This window comes from Halorubrum sp. SP9 (assembly GCF_005435015.1).
Classification (GTDB): domain Archaea; phylum Halobacteriota; class Halobacteria; order Halobacteriales; family Haloferacaceae; genus Halorubrum; species Halorubrum sodomense.
This window is the reverse complement of sequence record NZ_SGXU01000009.1, coordinates 103960-119766: the sequence shown is the minus strand read 5'-3', so window position 1 is coordinate 119766 and position 15807 is coordinate 103960. Positions and strand designations below refer to the sequence as shown.

Annotated in this window: 17 protein-coding genes and 3 pseudogenes; 11 read left to right on the top strand and 9 right to left on the bottom strand. The window is 67.3% G+C overall.

What is annotated here, in order from left to right; genetic code table 11:
* Positions 1–357: 357 nt before the first annotated feature.
* A complete protein-coding gene (locus EXE45_RS07590; RefSeq protein WP_241989436.1) occupies positions 358–657 on the top strand; it encodes a hypothetical protein in 300 nt (99 codons plus the stop codon).
* Between the two features lie 417 nt (positions 658–1074).
* Here EXE45_RS07590 and EXE45_RS07580 read toward each other — a convergent pair whose 3' ends face one another.
* Positions 1075–1500 carry a type IV pilin gene (locus tag EXE45_RS07580; RefSeq protein ID WP_137693965.1) on the bottom strand — a complete coding sequence of 142 codons (426 nt, stop codon included), beginning with the start codon at positions 1498–1500 and terminating at the stop codon, positions 1075–1077.
* 203 nt (positions 1501–1703) lie between these two features.
* On the opposite strand from EXE45_RS07580, the gene EXE45_RS19605 reads away from it, so the two are divergent.
* The 3 genes and pseudogenes from EXE45_RS19605 to EXE45_RS07565 all read left to right on the top strand — a co-directional run bounded on the left by EXE45_RS19605 (position 1704) and on the right by EXE45_RS07565 (position 3559).
* Positions 1704–1871, top strand: a complete 168-nt coding sequence (locus tag EXE45_RS19605) for a hypothetical protein (protein WP_158293700.1) — start codon at positions 1704–1706, stop codon at positions 1869–1871.
* Positions 1838–2011, top strand: a pseudogene (locus tag EXE45_RS21815) (site-specific integrase); the annotation flags it as partial. The gene EXE45_RS19605 and the pseudogene EXE45_RS21815, both read left to right, overlap by 34 nt.
* 426 nt (positions 2012–2437) lie before the next feature.
* Positions 2438–3559, top strand: a pseudogene (locus EXE45_RS07565) (FAD-dependent oxidoreductase).
* 423 nt (positions 3560–3982) lie between these two features.
* Here EXE45_RS07565 and EXE45_RS21810 read toward each other — a convergent pair.
* Positions 3983–4348, bottom strand: a pseudogene (locus EXE45_RS21810) (type II toxin-antitoxin system death-on-curing family toxin); the annotation flags it as partial.
* Between the two features lie 281 nt (positions 4349–4629).
* Here EXE45_RS21810 and EXE45_RS07555 point away from each other — a divergent pair.
* Complete coding sequence (locus EXE45_RS07555) at positions 4630–5451, top strand: SWIM zinc finger domain-containing protein (protein ID WP_092919591.1); 822 nt, start codon at positions 4630–4632, stop codon at positions 5449–5451.
* On the opposite strand, the gene EXE45_RS21255 is transcribed toward EXE45_RS07555, so the two are convergent.
* Both EXE45_RS21255 and EXE45_RS07545 read right to left on the bottom strand, forming a co-directional pair.
* A complete protein-coding gene (locus EXE45_RS21255; RefSeq protein ID WP_241989435.1) occupies positions 5384–5857 on the bottom strand; it encodes a hypothetical protein in 474 nt (157 codons plus the stop codon). The genes EXE45_RS07555 and EXE45_RS21255 overlap by 68 nt on opposite strands.
* Positions 5847–6737, bottom strand: a complete 891-nt coding sequence (locus EXE45_RS07545) for a DMT family transporter (RefSeq protein ID WP_092919593.1) — start codon at positions 6735–6737, stop codon at positions 5847–5849. The genes EXE45_RS21255 and EXE45_RS07545 overlap by 11 nt, the downstream gene beginning before the upstream one ends.
* A 241-nt stretch (positions 6738–6978) precedes the next feature.
* On the opposite strand from EXE45_RS07545, the gene EXE45_RS07540 reads away from it, so the two are divergent.
* The 3 genes from EXE45_RS07540 (at position 6979) to EXE45_RS07530 (ending at position 8906) form a co-directional block, all read left to right on the top strand.
* Complete coding sequence (locus EXE45_RS07540; protein WP_092919595.1) at positions 6979–7602, top strand: hypothetical protein; 624 nt, start codon at positions 6979–6981, stop codon at positions 7600–7602.
* A gap of 140 nt (positions 7603–7742) precedes the next feature.
* Positions 7743–8354, top strand: coding sequence for a peptide-methionine (S)-S-oxide reductase (locus EXE45_RS07535; RefSeq protein ID WP_092920469.1), 612 nt, complete (start codon positions 7743–7745; stop codon positions 8352–8354).
* Positions 8355–8435: 81 nt separating this feature from the next.
* Positions 8436–8906 (top strand): peptidylprolyl isomerase, encoded by a 471-nt coding sequence (locus EXE45_RS07530; RefSeq protein WP_137693963.1) that lies wholly within the window; start codon positions 8436–8438, stop codon positions 8904–8906.
* 33 nt (positions 8907–8939) lie between these two features.
* On the opposite strand, the gene EXE45_RS07525 is transcribed toward EXE45_RS07530, so the two are convergent.
* Positions 8940–9317: a YccF domain-containing protein gene (locus EXE45_RS07525; RefSeq protein ID WP_092919599.1), complete on the bottom strand. Its 378-nt coding sequence runs from the start codon at positions 9315–9317 to the stop codon at positions 8940–8942.
* Between the two features lie 198 nt (positions 9318–9515).
* Here EXE45_RS07525 and EXE45_RS07520 point away from each other — a divergent pair, with 198 nt between their 5' ends.
* Positions 9516–10193, top strand: a complete 678-nt coding sequence (locus EXE45_RS07520) for an MBL fold metallo-hydrolase (protein ID WP_137693962.1) — start codon at positions 9516–9518, stop codon at positions 10191–10193.
* An 85-nt stretch (positions 10194–10278) separates the two neighbouring features.
* Positions 10279–11283 (top strand): Gfo/Idh/MocA family protein, encoded by a 1005-nt coding sequence (locus tag EXE45_RS07515; protein WP_137693961.1) that lies wholly within the window; start codon positions 10279–10281, stop codon positions 11281–11283.
* A gap of 63 nt (positions 11284–11346) precedes the next feature.
* Here EXE45_RS07515 and kdgK1 read toward each other — a convergent pair whose 3' ends face one another.
* The 3 genes from kdgK1 to dgoD all read right to left on the bottom strand — a co-directional run bounded on the left by kdgK1 (position 11347) and on the right by dgoD (position 14631).
* Complete coding sequence (gene kdgK1, locus EXE45_RS07510; RefSeq protein WP_137693960.1) at positions 11347–12303, bottom strand: bifunctional 2-dehydro-3-deoxygluconokinase/2-dehydro-3-deoxygalactonokinase; 957 nt, start codon at positions 12301–12303, stop codon at positions 11347–11349.
* Positions 12304–12536: 233 nt separating this feature from the next.
* Positions 12537–13388: an SDR family NAD(P)-dependent oxidoreductase gene (locus tag EXE45_RS07505; protein ID WP_092919605.1), complete on the bottom strand. Its 852-nt coding sequence runs from the start codon at positions 13386–13388 to the stop codon at positions 12537–12539.
* A gap of 91 nt (positions 13389–13479) precedes the next feature.
* A complete protein-coding gene (gene dgoD / locus EXE45_RS07500; protein WP_092919607.1) occupies positions 13480–14631 on the bottom strand; it encodes a galactonate dehydratase in 1152 nt (383 codons plus the stop codon).
* 207 nt (positions 14632–14838) lie between these two features.
* Between dgoD and EXE45_RS07495 the strand changes: the two genes are divergently transcribed.
* On the top strand, positions 14839–15477 hold the full coding sequence (locus EXE45_RS07495; protein WP_092919609.1) for a bifunctional 4-hydroxy-2-oxoglutarate aldolase/2-dehydro-3-deoxy-phosphogluconate aldolase: 639 nt from the start codon (positions 14839–14841) through the stop codon (positions 15475–15477).
* 79 nt (positions 15478–15556) lie between these two features.
* On the opposite strand, the gene EXE45_RS19600 is transcribed toward EXE45_RS07495, so the two are convergent.
* A complete protein-coding gene (locus EXE45_RS19600) occupies positions 15557–15712 on the bottom strand; it encodes a hypothetical protein (RefSeq protein WP_158293701.1) in 156 nt (51 codons plus the stop codon).
* Positions 15713–15807 lie beyond the last annotated feature (95 nt).

Genomic DNA, 15807 nt, shown 5'->3' with positions numbered 1-15807 from the left:
GCTTCCACCTTCAGAGCGACGCTATTCCGCCGCCTTCTGCGGATTCAACAGAGCACAGCCGACCCATTCCGGGAAGGTCGAGGGGAATTAAATTCGCCTGCGTCTATCCGTCCGTTTCTGGACGGTATGGACAAAACGGTGAAGCCTCGGGGCTTGTCCCCGAGGTACTTCACCGTCGCGACTCGCTACGCATCGGAATTGACCGAATCCGTTTCCCCTGAACCCGGTCCTAAAATCGGGTTGAATACGGTACCGATCGCGACCCCTTCGCGTCGCACGATCGACCCCACCAACTCCGGGGTGATCTCCGGATGATGGGCCTCCGGGTCGAGCCGGACGAGGCCCCCGCGAGGGTCGATGGGATTCAAAAGTCTCGTCGACCGCGACGGCAGCGGAACCGTGACGATCGACAAGCAGCACCTCGAACTCGACGGACTAGTCGCCGACGACGGCTCGATCAAGGAAGCCGACGCGAACACGCAGCGCGTCGGCGAGCGCGCGCCTGGTGCGCTTCCCCGAGGACGGCGAAGTGCCGACGCTGTTGGAACTCGTGGGGCGAGCGTGAAACCTCGTGGAAAGGGGGTTCTCGACGCGACCCCGTGGGGTCCGACGTGGATGTATTCGCGATCCGCGATCTACGTACTTCGCTCGGCCTGATCGGTGCGCGAGGTACATAGAAATCGCTTGTGTTGTGGGTGGCGGCCACGGCGATTGTGGTCGATCCGTGGGTATCACTTCAACACGTGCCGGTTCAGTTACTCCAGAACGACGGGATCGGGACCCCGGCACACACGATGTGATATACATGAGCCGACGAACCAGTCTCAAGATCACCGACGAGCTCGGACGGCACCTCGAAAAGGCGAGCGAGACTGTGGCGAGCGGTCCGGATGATGGCCCACCGATGAATGTGGTAATTGACGCTGCGCTCGCTCACCGGATTCAATCAAAAGAAAACTTCCACAGAGCTCGTGAAGAGTTGGATCCAGTTACAGTCCAGCAGTTCAACACTGACGTGCTCGGGCTGCGATGCAGAACAGAAATAGAAAGCCGATGGAGATAGCGGCGTTCCGATTAGGCTGAGAGGTCTGCCGTCCCCTCAAAGATCACGTTCCCACTCGGATCGTGGATGAGCTGGACCGTCGCATCCGTGTTATCCGGGAACGCGGTGTTTTCGCTGTAGGTCACCGTTACCCCCGTTTGCCAATCACCTGAAATACTTGTGTTGGCATCATCGTACCTCGATCCATCGATGGAAATAACGAGGTCATCGATCGGAATCGCCTGACCACCAGTTTTGGTGATGTTAACCGCTGTCTCGTTTGAGCTATCGATATCAAAACTGGCCTGCGGCGCGGTGTCTCCTAACTGATCGCCGAGTCCGAGAACGAACGTCCCGATAACGGCCGCCAGGATGACAGTAATCGCGACCATGAGGATGACGCCGATGACGGGACTTACTGCCCTGTCGTCCGCGTTGGATTGGTTGCTTGGTTTCATAGTTTGAACCCAGCGGCCACCGACGAACGAGATCTCGGAGACCCGGGCGCCGTTATCGGCGCACGAGACAACTCTGCCCTCGTTCAGATCGGTTGCTGGTTACTTGTAAGGAAGCGGGACTGCCTTATGTACTTAATGGCATGAATATCAGCGGAGAAAATTGGACAGGTGGAATCAAATCCGTTGACGTAATTACAGTAGTCATGGAACCCACGGCTACATCTCTCTCCCGGACTTACAGCGATCGCGTGTATCCGGACCCGTGGGAGAAGGTCCTCGATTACCGTCGCGTCCGCGAGTACGCCGCCGAGAACCCGAACGCCGGCCGGGTCCGGGTCGGTCGCCCCACGACGCCCGTAAGGCGCGGGTGACGAAGTATCGGAACGACGGCGTCCCTCGGGGCGTCGTTTCGGACCAGCTCAACGCGAGCGAGGACGTTCTCGACAAGCACTACGACCGCGCTTCGGAGCGCGAGAAGGCAGACCACCGATGGCGGATTATACAACACTGAGCGTCACGCAAATTCAAGCCGATTACAGCGGGATAATCACGGGACTCAACTCTCGTCGCGCCCGTATCGTTCTCCCCGACAGATAGAACGGAGCAGAATGGTTCTATGGCCCTCTGGAAACGCAGCACGCTAAGCGGTGAAGACACGCGATAGATCGGTTACGGTCACGTGTGCGTATTGACCCATGATTTCACGGAACACGTCAATCTAGAGTAGTATCTCTCCTCTGTCTCACTTCGCCAACTTACTCTGCTCGTCGTTTACCTCTCGGTAGTGGCGCTAACCACCGCTCGCTTCGGAATACAATCACTCGCACGTAATGAATAACTATCTCCACCGAGATCCGTCCGGTAATCGGAGCCGCGAACGAGTCATCGCTTTACCGCAGGGTATGACTGAAAACCACAATGCGGTCTAATTGGGTTGATGACACACCACCCGAACACTGACGTCCTGATTGTCGGCGGTGGCCTCGCCGGGCTGAGCCTGGCGGGATACCTCCAGCGCCAAGGCGTCGAACCAACGATTATCGAGCGAGTACCCGAGTGGTGAGACGCGGGATACGGAATCGGGCTGTGGGAGGACGGCCTCACGGTCCTCGACGAACTCGGGCTCCTCGATGCCGCCCGTGGCCGAGCCGCCGATCCCCGTGGATTTGCGGTTCGTGCGGGGGGTGGCGAACTCCTCGCACGCGCGTCGCTTCCCCCTGCGCAGATACTGCTCCTGGTCATCCATCGCGCTGACCTCCATGCCGTGCTCCGGGAGAACGTTCCGTCGGACTGGATTCGCATGGGGACAGCGCCCGAGGATATCACCGAGCACGCCGACGGTGTGACCGTCACCTTCGACGACGGGACGACTGACGAATTCGACTTCATCATCGGTGCTGATGGGGTTCATTCGGCTGTGCGCAGTCAGTGCTTTGACGACTGGAGGAAACGCGAGTCCGATACGTACGTGTGGTCGCTGTGGGCCGAACAGGACGCGGACGTGGGGCAGGATATGGTCAGTGTCTGGGGGCCGGGGAGTGAGGGGTTTGTCGCTCGGGTCGGCGACCGCGTCGGGTTCAACCTCGCCGCCCGCCTCGACAGTCCACCAGAACCCCCCGGCCGTGCGGCGCTACGGAGACAGGCCGAGGCCATCGGCTGGCAGTTGCCAGCGCTTCTCGACGGCACCGACGACGAGCCGTTTTTCGACCGCATCCGCGACGTGACGTGTGAGCACTGGCACACCGACCGCATTGCCTTGATCGGTGACGCCGCGCACGCAGTCCATCCGATTTCGGGGATGGGTGCGTCGCTCGCACTCCAAGACGCGCGTGTTCTCGCCCAGGAACTCGCTACGTCTCGCTCCGATCGGCCGTCCGACGCCTTCGCTAACTTCGAATCTCGGCGGCGGGCGGCTGTAACACGCGTTCAGCGTATGGCACGCGTTGAGGCCGCGATCACGTTCCTCGAATCGGACTCTCTCCGACGTCTCCGCAACAGCATCGTCAAACACACACCCCTGTTTGATATGTTCATCAAGCGGCAAGCACGAAACGACTAGGGTCCGGGAGCGGCTCCTCTGACTGGCGCCTCCCGCATCGTTTGAGCCTCGGCGCACCAAGACCCCTCGTCACCAGTTTTCAAGGTATTGCTGAAATCACAACAGCGTAGAACTGTGAACTCGTAACAGCGTCGGCTACTCGTCTTCGAGAGCGTCGTAGATGTCCCGGTTCGAATCCCGGTCGCCGGCTGCGACCCGTCGAACCAGTTCCCGCCGGATATCCTCCATCACCTCGTCGAGCGGAGACGCTGTTTCCGCCCCTCCCTCGGTGGTCATACCTGAACGGACGCTTCGAGCGCCGTTAATCGTCGGGTCCGAAGAATCGCCGGTCAACCGATCTAGCCCGTAGTTGACGAGTTCGTCTCGCCGTTCGTCGATCTCACCGGCCAGATCCAGGTCTTCGGTACGGGATCGGAGATACTCGGTGGTTCCCTCCTCATCCATCGCCGCTTCGTCGGTTCCGAACGCCTTCAGAATCGCCCGCACTTCGTCGTCGTACTCGAACCGACACCCGTTGAGGAAGTAGAAGACGACCGTCGCGTTGAGCGCGGTTCGTTTGTTCGCATCGACCGAGGGGTGATTGGCGACGAGGAGCCGGAGGAGGTGATACGCCTTCTCGTGGATGGTGTCCGGTGCGGAACCGAAACTGCCCTCCTCGACGTAGTTCAACGCGAACTCGACGTCACCGGGGTTCCGAACACCGGGGGGAGTGTCGGGATACTCCGCGACGATGTCGTCGTGGATGGCGACGACATCCTCGACGGACGGGTACCACAACGAGTCGGTCATTCGCTCCAATCTCGATACTACACCAGTGTAGCTGTTGCTATGATGAGACGGGAGAGTGATGTCAGAAATCTCTTTTTTCAGGACGCCAATCTCGACCGTCTCACGCCTGAAAGGTCTCGTCGTTCGACGGTCGAACCAGCGCCCGTCGCGCCAGTCTCGTTCTTATCGAATGACTGCGACGGGGTAGTGGCTTCTTTCAGAGGGGGAGCGTTACGATTTTGAACGAAAGTGCGGCTCATGTGTCGACTTTTCAGGATCGCGGCGGAACACTGCTCACACCCATGGACCTGACGGAGGGGGCAGTTCGGGAGATCTGTACTGACGCGGTTTTCGAACGCGGGGAGAGGTACCTCGCTGAGGACCGTATCCTCGATATCCATCGCATTGACACTACTGTAACCGCCGTCGTGAGCGGCAGCCGTCAGTACGACGTGCGTGTCGACCTCGCGGTCAACGGCTTCGACCCGTGGTGCGACTGCCCGTATACCGGACCGGAGGCGTGTAAGCACGTCGTCGCCGTGTTGCTTCGATGCGCGGACGACTGCCCTCCGGACGAGGGCGATCGGCTCGACGCCGCACTCGAGGCTGCCGACGCCGACGACCTGCGGGGGTTCCTCCGGGACACACTGGCGACCGACGCTGCCGTCCGCGAACGCTTCTTCGCCCGCTTCGGTGAGTCACCGACGCGATCGGTCGAGGATCTGCGCGCTGCGATCGACCGAGAGTTCGAGGAGACGAACCCCGACTACTTCGTCGTCTTCGAGCCGATCGACTTCTCGGAGTGGTTCGATCTCGCGGGCGAGTATCGCGATCAGGGGCGATACGCGTCGGCGGCAGCGGTGTATCGCGCCCTCGTCGAATCGCTCGACGAGAATATGGAGCGCGTCGACGGGGCGTACGACCACTTCTCGCAGCGGTTCACGCGAGCACTTGACGGGTACGTCGACTGCGTGGCGGCCGGCGATCCCGACGCTGAGGAGGCCGCCGACGCCGTCGCGTTTCTCGAGGACCGGACGACATCCGGAACGCCGTTGCTCAGCGAGCACTTCGAGCGCGCAGCGACGGAGTTGGAGGACACGCTCGCTGAGCGGCGAGATCGGTAATCCTTCGCCATCCTGCTTTTTGCCGCGCTTCAGTCGTTCGCTCTCCGAGCGCGGCGATGACGTCGCCGATCGTGTAGAGACCGAAATCATCGCGCTCGGCGGCAGCCTCGCGGATGCTGTCCGTGAGTCCCCTCCGAGAGAACAGCGCGCATTGGACGGTCCGCGTGCCACCGCCCGACGGCTCCCACCGGAGTTCCTCGACGTGCGTCTCCAGCGAGGCCAACGCGCTGTGTTCGAGCGGCGACTCCCGATACATACACTCGCCGACGACGAGCGCGTCTTCGTCGGTGAGCCCGGTCGCGTTCTTCGGCTGTGAGACCGACCCGTGGCGCACCGCCTCGTCGATCGTCGCGTCGCGGAGCAGACCCCGCTGACGGGGGGTATTCCATGCGCCGCTACGTCCCACGGAGCACCCGCCACTTCGCGGCGACGAACCCCGCGAGGATGAACACGAAGCCGGCGACGGTCGCGGGGGTCACTTCCTGCCCGAGCACGAGCCAGCCTGCGAGCGCCGCGAACACTGGAATCACGTACTCGATGAAGCTCATCTCGATCGGCCCGAGGTCGTCCAGCAGCGTGAAGTACAGGAGGAAGCCGCCGGCGCCGGCGACCGCGGAGAGGTACGCGACGGCGGCGAGCGCGGACGGCGTCCACGTGGCGGTCGCGAACGACTGCCCGGGGAGCGCGATCACGGCGGCGTGGAGGACGACCGCGCCGACGGCCATCATCCAGGCCTGTGTCGAGAGGAACGGCATCGACGGCGATCGGCTGTGGGTAACGACCGCGGCGACGGCGAACGCGAGCGCGGAGGCGAGCACGAGCGCGACGCCGAGGACGCTGTCCGCGAGGTTCGTCGGGTCGGGATCGGCGATAACCACGACGCCGACGAACCCGAGCGCGACGCCGAGCGCGGTGGCGGCGGTGAACTCCTCGTCGGTCGAGACGAGCCGCGTGAGCGCCGGGGTCACCACGGGGACGAGGCCCAACAGCACCGCGGCGACCCCGCCCGTGACGTACCGCTGGCCGGCGAACAGGAACGCGTGATGGGCGCCGATGATGAGGGCCCCGCCGACGAGCACGTAGACGTAGTCGTCCCGCGTCCGGGGGCGGATGTCCACGCCGGCGACGAGCACGGCGGCGAACAGCAGCACGGCAGCGACGTCGAAGCGCACGGCGGCGAACGGGACCGCGGGGAGGTCCGCGAGGCCGACGTCCGTCGCCATGAACGCCGTCCCCCACACTGCGCACAGCAACAGAAAGCGGCCGGCCGTCCGGGAGCGACTCATTCACGCGGAGGTCGCCGCCGACGGCGAAAGACCCGTCGAACCGCGCCGGTTCTCCCAGCGCCGGCTGCGTGTAGCCGACGGCTTGAGATACGCTCTGACGGTCTCGGTTCTACTCTCAACGCGACCGAGAGCGGATTCTCCGGCCCTGTCCGTCGCCCCGACGCAAGCGCCGACTGCCAACTCGGGAACCCGAACTCCACTTGGGGCACAGACGTAAGCTTCTGGCCCGGCAATGGGTGGTATGGCTGATTCCGATACCGCCGCCGACGCGACGCCTGTCGAGACGACCGAGTGGGAGGGTGGATTCAGTTGGATCGCGTATCCCGACGAGGACGCGCGCCGCGCGAGCCACGCACTGACGACGGGCGCCGGCGTCTGGCTCGTCGACCCGGTCGACGTCGACGGACTCGACGCGCACCTCCGCGAGGCGGGAGACGTCGCCGGCGTCGTCGTCCTTCAGGACCGACACACGCGCGACGCCGCGGCGGTGGCGCGTCGACACGACGTCGCCGTGTCCGTGCCGGAGGGAATGTCGCTCACCCGCGAGAAGCTCGACGCGGACGCGGAACCGACCGGCTCGGCGCTCGCCGGGTCCGCGTACGAGGTTCACGAGCTCCGACTGGACGACGACTGGGAAGAGGCCGTCCTGTGGAACGACGACCGCTCGACGCTGCTCGTCCCCGAGACGCTCGGGACGCTCCCGGCGTTCCGGGACGACGGCGACGCGCTCGGGGTTCACCCCGCAGTCGAGGAGTCGCCACAGGGACTGGCGGAGTGGGATCCCGGCCACCTCCTCGTCGGCCACGGCACGAGCATCCACGAGGGCGCGACGGCGGCGCTCGCGGCCGCGCTCGGACTCGACTGACGGCGACCGGAAGGCGACCTCGTTCCGTCCAGAACCGAGACACGCTAACACACGACATATACGTCTGCGAGCCCGACTGCGCGTAGATGCGGGTCGATCCACGAACCGCCCTGCGACGGCTCTACAGGAAAGTAACCCCCATGGAACTCACAGGACAACAGATCAGAGAGTATGACCGACGTGCGATAGACAGCGACACCACTGAGACAGCAACATTTGGCCTCGGCTGCTTCTGGGGGCCGGACGCCCAGTTCGGCGCCGTCGACGGCGTGGTCCGCACCCGCGTGGGCTACGCCGGCGGGACCTCGCGCGACCCGACGTACCACTCGTTAGGGAACCACACCGAAGTGTTCCAAGTCGAGTTCGATCCCGACACGATCACCTACCGAGACCTGCTGACACGGGTCTTCGAATCCCACAACCCCAACCACCAGACCGGAAACACGCAGTACCAAAACGTCGTCCTCACGGCGACGGCGGCCCAGCAGGCGACCCTCGACGAGTTTCTCTCGTCACGAGGGCTCACTGCCGACGGGATCGGCACACGGATCGAGCAGCTCTCGCGGTTCTCCCCGGCCGAAGACTACCACCAGAAGTACAAGCTGCGGTCCGTCTCCTCGCTTATCGACGCGTTCGACGCGGCGGGATACGACGACGAGGCGTTGCGGGAGTCACCCATCGCCGCCAAGCTGAACGGCTATGCCGCTGGACACGACGTCGCGGTGGTCGAAGAGCTCCCGGCGTCCAGGTGACGCCGTCGGCCGTCGGTTCTCACGGCGCGACCGATGTCCGCAGATGACACAGGCTTTCCGTATGGCACTCCTTGTGTCCGTATGTCGATAACTACTGGCGATTCGGTGACGCTCGAGTACACCGGCAAACTGGACGATGGGACCGTGTTCGACACCTCCAAGGAGTCAGTCGCCGAGGAAGCGGGCCTCGCCGAGGCCCAGCCCGACCGCGAGTACACGCCGTTGACGGTCGAGGTCGGCGGCGGTCAGGTCATCGAGGGGATGGAGGAGGGACTCCTCGGGCTGGCGGCCGGCGAGACGGACACGCTGACGATCCCGCCGGAGAAGGCCTACGGACAGCCCAGCGACGAGAACGTCGAGGAGTTCGACACCGACGAGCTCCGGGAGATGCTCGGCGGCCAGCTGCCCGAGGAGGGCGCGTACCTCGAGGCCCAGGACGGCAGCCAGGGCGAGATCGTCCACGCGGACGAGGACGTGATTCGAGCGGACTTCAACCCGCCGCTCGCCGGTGAGACGCTGACGTTCGACGTCGAAATCGTCGAGGTCAACTGAGCCCGCCCCGTCCGCTTCGCCCGCCTGACGGGACTACCCGTGAAACCGGTACAGCGACGTGACGTACGGGAGCCGGTTGAGCATCCAGATCGCCACCGGCAGGCCCACGACCGTGACCGCGAGCGCCGACGCGACGTTCGCCCACAGCAGGCTCAGCCACCAACCGACGAGGACGAAGTAGATCCCACGCACGACGAGCGACCGCTGGCCTCGCGCCGAGTCCGGGTCCGAGAGCGACCGCGGCTCCGCGAGCGTGAGCACCGTCGGCACGAGGTTGATCAGCTTGACACCGACGGGAAGCAGCACGACCGTGACCGTGAGCAGCCACGCGACGTTGACGACGATCGGCGTCGCCCACCAGCCGACGAAGACGAACCACAGCGCGCGAACGAGCAGGGACCGTTGTGCCATTGCTCGGGATAGACGCTCAGCGGGGAAACCCGTGTCGCCGGTCGCCGTCGCCGCGAATCCCTCGACCAGGAGCGATACTGGACTTCGCGGCGACGGCCGCCCCGAATGCGTTTCTCCGGTAGCGTGTCCGGGGCGACCACCGCGAGGCACCCCGACCGACCCCGTCTGTTTCAAGACGCTCGCCGGCGTGTTGTTCGTATGGAACTGACGCCGGGCGTACACGGGCTCCCGTTACAGGTATCGATGGACGACCGCGAGGCGACGTTCAACGCGACCGCCGTCGAGACGCCGCAGGGACTCCTCCTGATCGACGCCGGCCTCCCCGACACCGCGGACGTCCTCGAGGCCGCGCTCGACGACGAGGGGTTGCGCCTCGATGACGCCTGGGGCGTCCTCGTCACGCATCAGGATCCGGACCACGCCGGCTGTCTGGCGGCCGTCGTCGACCGGACCGACGCCGTGGTCTTCGCGCACGAGACGGAAGTGCCGTACCTGGAAGGCGACAGGGAGCTCGTCAAATCCAGCGCGGAGCGACCGCTGTCGATCGACCCGACGACGGTCGACGTCCGCCTGACGGGGGGCGAAACGTTCGCGACCGCCGCGGGGCCGATGGAGGTGGTCGCGACGCCCGGCCACAGTCCGGGGCACGTGTCGGCGCACTTCCCCGACGCGGAGCTGCTCGTCAGCGCCGACGCGCTCAACGTCGTCGACGGCGCGCTCGTCGGGCCCCGGCCCGAGGTGACGCAGGACCTCGAGACCGCGTGGGAGAGCGTCGAGACGCTCGCCGACCGGGCCGTGACGCAGACGTTCTGCTTCCACGGCGGCCGCGTCGCCGCCGGGACGGACCGCATACGGGAGCTAGTAGCCGACCGGTAGCGGGCGGGCGAGGCGGTCGCGGTCATCGTCACCGTCGAGCCAGCCGACCCAAACCGACTTGCGTAGGGGGCGCGTCGCTCCGCCCATGCCCGCCTCACAGTCCGGACCCACGAGCCTCGAATTCGGCGTCCTCGGCACCGCGGGGATCGCCCGCAAAGCGGTGATCCCGGCGATCGCCGCGAGCGACCACGCGGTCGGCGCGGTGGCGTCGCGGGACGCCGACCGCGCGGAGCGGTTCGCGGCCGAGAACTCGATCCCCCGCAGCTATGGCTCCTACGAGGCCCTCCTCGACGACGACGCGCTCGACGCGGTGTACGTCCCGCTCCCCAACGGCCGCCACGCCGAGTGGACGAAACGCGCCGCAGACGCCGGGTTAGACGTGCTCTGTGAGAAGCCGCTCGCCGCCGACGCGGACGAGGCGCGTGACGTGGTCGACCACTGCGACCGACGTGGCGTCACGCTGATGGAGGCGTTCATGTACCGGTACCACCCCCGCACCGAGCGCGCCGTCGCGCTCGCGGCGACCGAGCTCGACGACGTCCGCACGGTGACGGCCACCTTCCGCTTCCCGCTGTACGACCGCCCGAACGACGTGCGACTCGACCCCGAACTCGCCGGCGGGTCGCTGATGGACGTCGGGTGTTACCCCGTCTCGCTGGCCCGGACGGTCCTCGGGACGCCGGACCAGGCGTACGCCCACGCCGGCGACACCCGGGACGCCGGGGTCGACACCGAACTCGCGGGCGTGTTAGCGTACGACGACGGTCGCTCGGCGCGGGTCGCGTCCGGCTTCGACACGCAACTGGTTCAGCGGTACCGCGTCGACGCGACGAACGGCTGGGTCGAGGTCGAGCGCGCGTTCGACGCCCCGACCGACGAGCCGGTGGAACTGGAGTACGAGGTCGACGGGCGCCACGGCGTCGAGACGTTCCCGGCGGTCGACCAGTACCGGCTCCAAGTCGACCGTTTCGCCGAGCGCGTCGCCGACGGGACCGCCCCTCTGACCGATGGCGAGGAGGCGATCGCGAACATGGAGATCATCGACGCGCTCGCCGAGAGCGCCGCCGACGGCGCCCCCGTCGACCTCTAAGCGGGGGCGTCGGACCGCAGCCTCCGGGGTTCAGTCAGTCCGTCCCGAGCGCCGCCACCTCGCTCACCGGTCGATCCCGCCCTCGCCGTCGATGACGTCGCGGACCTCTTCCCGAGTCGTCACCGCGAGGTCGCCGTCGGTGGTGCGTTTCAGCGCCGCCGTCGCGGATCCCCACCGGAGGGACGCGGCGAGGTCCCCGCCGCGAAGCCGCTCCGCGACGAAGCCGGCGACGAACGCGTCCCCGGTGCCGATCGCGTCGAACGTCTCCGCCTCGTACACGTCCTGCTCGTACACCGAGCCGTCGTGGAGCGCGACCGCCCCCTCCAGCCCGCGGGTGACGACCACCGTGTCGAACCCGAACTCCGTGGCGAGCCCGTGTGCGATCTCGACGGCGTTGCCCTCGCGATCGAGCACCTCGCGGGCGTCGCGCCGCGGGACGAACAGGGTATCGACGCGCTCGAACAGGTCCTCGTACGCCGCCCGCGCCGTCTCCGTGTCCCAGAGCTTCGCCCGGTAGTTCAGGTCGAACGAGCGCGCGGTCCCCGCCTCGCCGGCGGTCTCCAACAGGGCGGCCGTCGTCTCCGCCGCGGCCGCCGAGAGGGCGGGCGTGATCCCCGTCGTGTGGAACCACTCCGCGTCTTCGACCGCCCCCGTCGGAAGCTCCTCGGCCTCGACGGTCGTGATCGCCGCGTCGGCGCGGTCGTAGATGACGTTCGTCCCACGCGGTTCGCCGCCGTGCTCGAGGTAGTACGTCCCCACTCGGCTCGTCTCCGCGTCCGCCCACGCGACGCCCGGCCGGACGCCGTGGCTCCGCAGTTCGGTCACGATCCGTCGGCCGAGCGGCGAGTCGGGGAGCTTCGAGAGCCAACGGGTGTCGGCGCCGAGCCGCGCGGCCCCGACCGCGACGTTGCTCTCCGCGCCGCCGGCCTGGACGGTCAATTCGCGGGTCGTCTCCAGCCGCTCGCCGCGCGGCGGCGACAGCCGCAGCATCGTCTCGCCGAACGTGACGAGGTCGGTCATCGACGCCACCCCCCGCCGCAGGTCTCGAACCGGTTCATATCGGATGCTACTCTCGCCCGAATATAAGAGGGGGTGATCGCCGTCGACCGTCGATCGGGGGATCCTCGCGTCCCCCGTGTCGCGGCACCAGCCCGCTCCGCTCCGTGTCGTGGCACCAGCCCGCTCCACCTCGTGTCGCGACGATCGCCCGCTCCGTGTCGCGACGATCGCCTGCTCCGTGTCGCGACGATCGCCTACTCCGCGTCCTCGCGCGCCCGGTAGTCCGGCAGCGTGTCGTCCTGCATCACCGCGCCGCGGCCGCCGTCGACGAGCAGCGCGGCCCCCGTGACGAAGGCGGCGTCCTCGCTCGCGAGGAAGGAGACGGCACCGGCGACGTCGGCGGGCGTGCCGATCCGGCCGGTCGGGTGGATCGATTCGACTTCTTCGAGGCGTCCCTCCGGCAGCTCGTCTCGCGTCCGCTCGACTTCGACCCAGCCGGGAACGACCGTGTTCACCCGGACGCGGGGACCGAAGTCTACCGCGAGCGACCGCGTCATGCCGTTGATACCCGCCTTGACGGCGTTATAGGGGAAATGCGCCGGCATCGTCGCGTACGCGTGGTTCGACGAGACGTTCACGATCGCCCCGCGGTCCATGTGTTCGAGGGCGGCCCGCGCGGCGAGCCAGTACGCGCGGAAGTCCGTCTCGACGACGAACGCCCAGTCGTCGAGCGTCGCCTCGTCGGCGGCCGTCTCCGTCTGGACGCCGGCGTTGTTCACGAGCACGTCGACCGAGCCGTACCGCTCGGCGGCCGCCGCCGCCAGCGCGGCCACGTCGTCCGGGTCGCGCATGTCGGCGCGGACGAACGTCGCGTCGCCCGTCGGTGCGCCGTCGGCAGCGTCACCGCCCGACTCCGCGATCCGGTCGACGACGGCCTCGCCGGCCGCCTCGGAGCGCCCGCTGACCACGACGTTCGCCCCCTCGGCGGCCAGCCGCTCCGCGATTCCGGCGCCGATCCCGCGCGTCGACCCCGTGACGATCGCCGTCTCGCCGGCGAACCGTCCGGGAACCGCGCCTTCGCCCGGTGACTCGCGTCGCCGGGTCATCGGTCCCTCTCGCGTCGCCGGGTCGTCGGTCCCTCTCGCGTCGCCGGGTCGTCGGTCCGCCCCGCTCGCCGCGATTCGGTCTCCATCGGGATCACCACTCCGCGACGGAGCCGTCGTCGTGGCGCCAGACGGGGTTGTGCCAGTCGACGTCTTTCTCGGCCTGCTCGCGCACGTGTTCCTCGTCGATCTCGATACCGAGCCCGTCGCCGCCCGGGACGTCGACGAAGCCGTCGCGGTACTCGAACACCGACGGGTCCGCGAGGTAGTCCAACACGTCGCTCGTCTCGTTGTAGTGGATGTCGAGCGACTGCTCCTGGATCAGCGCGTTCGGCGTGCAGGCGTCGACCTGGATGCAAGAGGCGAGCGCGATCGGGCCGAGCGGGCAGTGCGGCGCGACCGACACGTCGTACGCCTCGGCCATCGACGCGATCTTCTTCAGCTCGGAGATCCCGCCGGCGTGGGAGACGTCCGGCTGGATCAGGTCCACCGCGTCCGCCTCGAGTATCTCCTTGAAGTCCCACCGCGAGTACATCCGCTCGCCGGTCGCGATCGGGATCGTCGTCGACGCCCGGATCGCCGGCAGCGCGTCGTTGTTCTCGGGCAACACCGGTTCCTCGATGAACATCGGGTCGTACGGCTCCAGCGCCGCGGCGAGCCGGCGAACCATCGGCTTGGCCACCCGGCCGTGGAAGTCGACCCCGATGTCGACCTCGTCGCCGACCGCCTCCCGGACGGCCGCGATCCGGTCGGCCGAATCGGCCACCGCGGCCGGGGAGTCGATCGACTCTAGCTCCGCAGTCGCGTTCATCTTCAGCGCCGAGAAGCCGGCGTCGACCTTCTCGCGGGCGGCCTCGCCCACGTCCGCCGGCCGGTCCCCGCCGATCCACTGATAGACGCGGACCCGGTCGCGCGCCCGGCCGCCGAGCAGCTCGTGGACGGGCGCGCCGAACTGCTTCCCCTTGAGGTCCCACAGCGCCTGGTCGACGCCGGCGATGGCGCTCATCAGCACGGGGCCGCCGCGGTAGAAGCCGCCGCGGTACATCGCCTGCCAATGGTCTTCGATCCGCGTCGGGTCCTCGCCGAGGAGGTAGTCGTCGAGCAGCTCCTCGACGGCCGCGACGACCGTGTGGGAGCGTCCCTCGACGATCGGCTCTCCCCAGCCGACCCTCCCGTCGCTCGTCGTGAGCTTCAGAAACAGCCAGCGAGGCGGTACCTCGAACAGCTCGTAGTCGGTGATGTGCATGGTGAGTTCGGTAACTCCGAACCGGTCCGACCGTCGCGGGACTCGCGCGCCGTCGGTCGCCGCCGGCGTCCGACGCGGACCGGTCCGTCGCCACGGTCGTAGTTGCCCGTCCCTCCCTTAAATAGCGGGTGTGTGCGGCCGCGCCGCGGGCGTCGACGCGACCGCGACACGCCCCGATTTAAGCCCCCGCGGCGAGCAGGGGAACGCATGCGAACCGACCGACTCGACCGGATCACGGACGGCGGAGTGATCGCGATCCTCCGCGGCGTGGCGCGGGACGACGCCGTGGCGGTCGCGGACGCCGTCGTCGACGCCGGCGTGACGGCGCTCGAGGTAACGGCGGACACGCCGAACGCGACGGCGTCGATCGAGGCGATCGCCGACCGCGTCGACGACGCGCTGGTCGGCGCCGGGACCGTCCTGGACGCGGAGACCGCGCGCGCGGCGCAGCTCGCCGGCGCGGAGTTCCTCGTGACGCCGACCGCGAACCGCGACGTGATCCGGACGGCGAACCGCTACGGAACGCCGATCGCGGTCGGCGCGTACACGCCGACCGAGGCGCTCTCGGCCTTCGAGGCCGGCGCCGACCTCGTGAAGGTGTTCCCCGCGAAGACCGGCGGTCCGGACCACGTCGCGGCGATCGGCGGCCCGCTCCCGCAGGTCCCGCTCGTCCCCACCGGCGGCGTGGACGCGGACAACGCGGGCGACTACGTCGACGCGGGCGCGGTCGCGGTCGGCGTCGGCAGCGGGATCGTCGACGGCGAGGCGATCGCCGCCGACGACTTCGACGCGATCCGGGCGAACGCGCGCGCGGTCCTCGACGCCGTCTCCGCCGCGCGGGAGTGAGGGGGACGCTCGGGAGCGCTCGGCGACGCTCGCCCGGCTCGCGTCGCCCGTTCGAGCGTCGTCTCGGCCGGGTCGTCGCCTACCGCGCCGGCGAGCGGCTCTCGTCCGCGGCGTCGGGCGACGACGACCGCACCGCGTCCCAGCCCCGGAGACAGGCCTCACAGAGGTAGTACGCGAACCCGTCGACGTCTCGATGCGTGAGCGAGGCGTCGATACCGCATCTCTCACAGTTCATAGCCGCCCACTACGTCAAGACGGGTATATGTCTTCTGCTCGGAGTCAGACCTGTGATAATTCGTCACGGAACCGACGAAACGGAAGTTCCGGCGA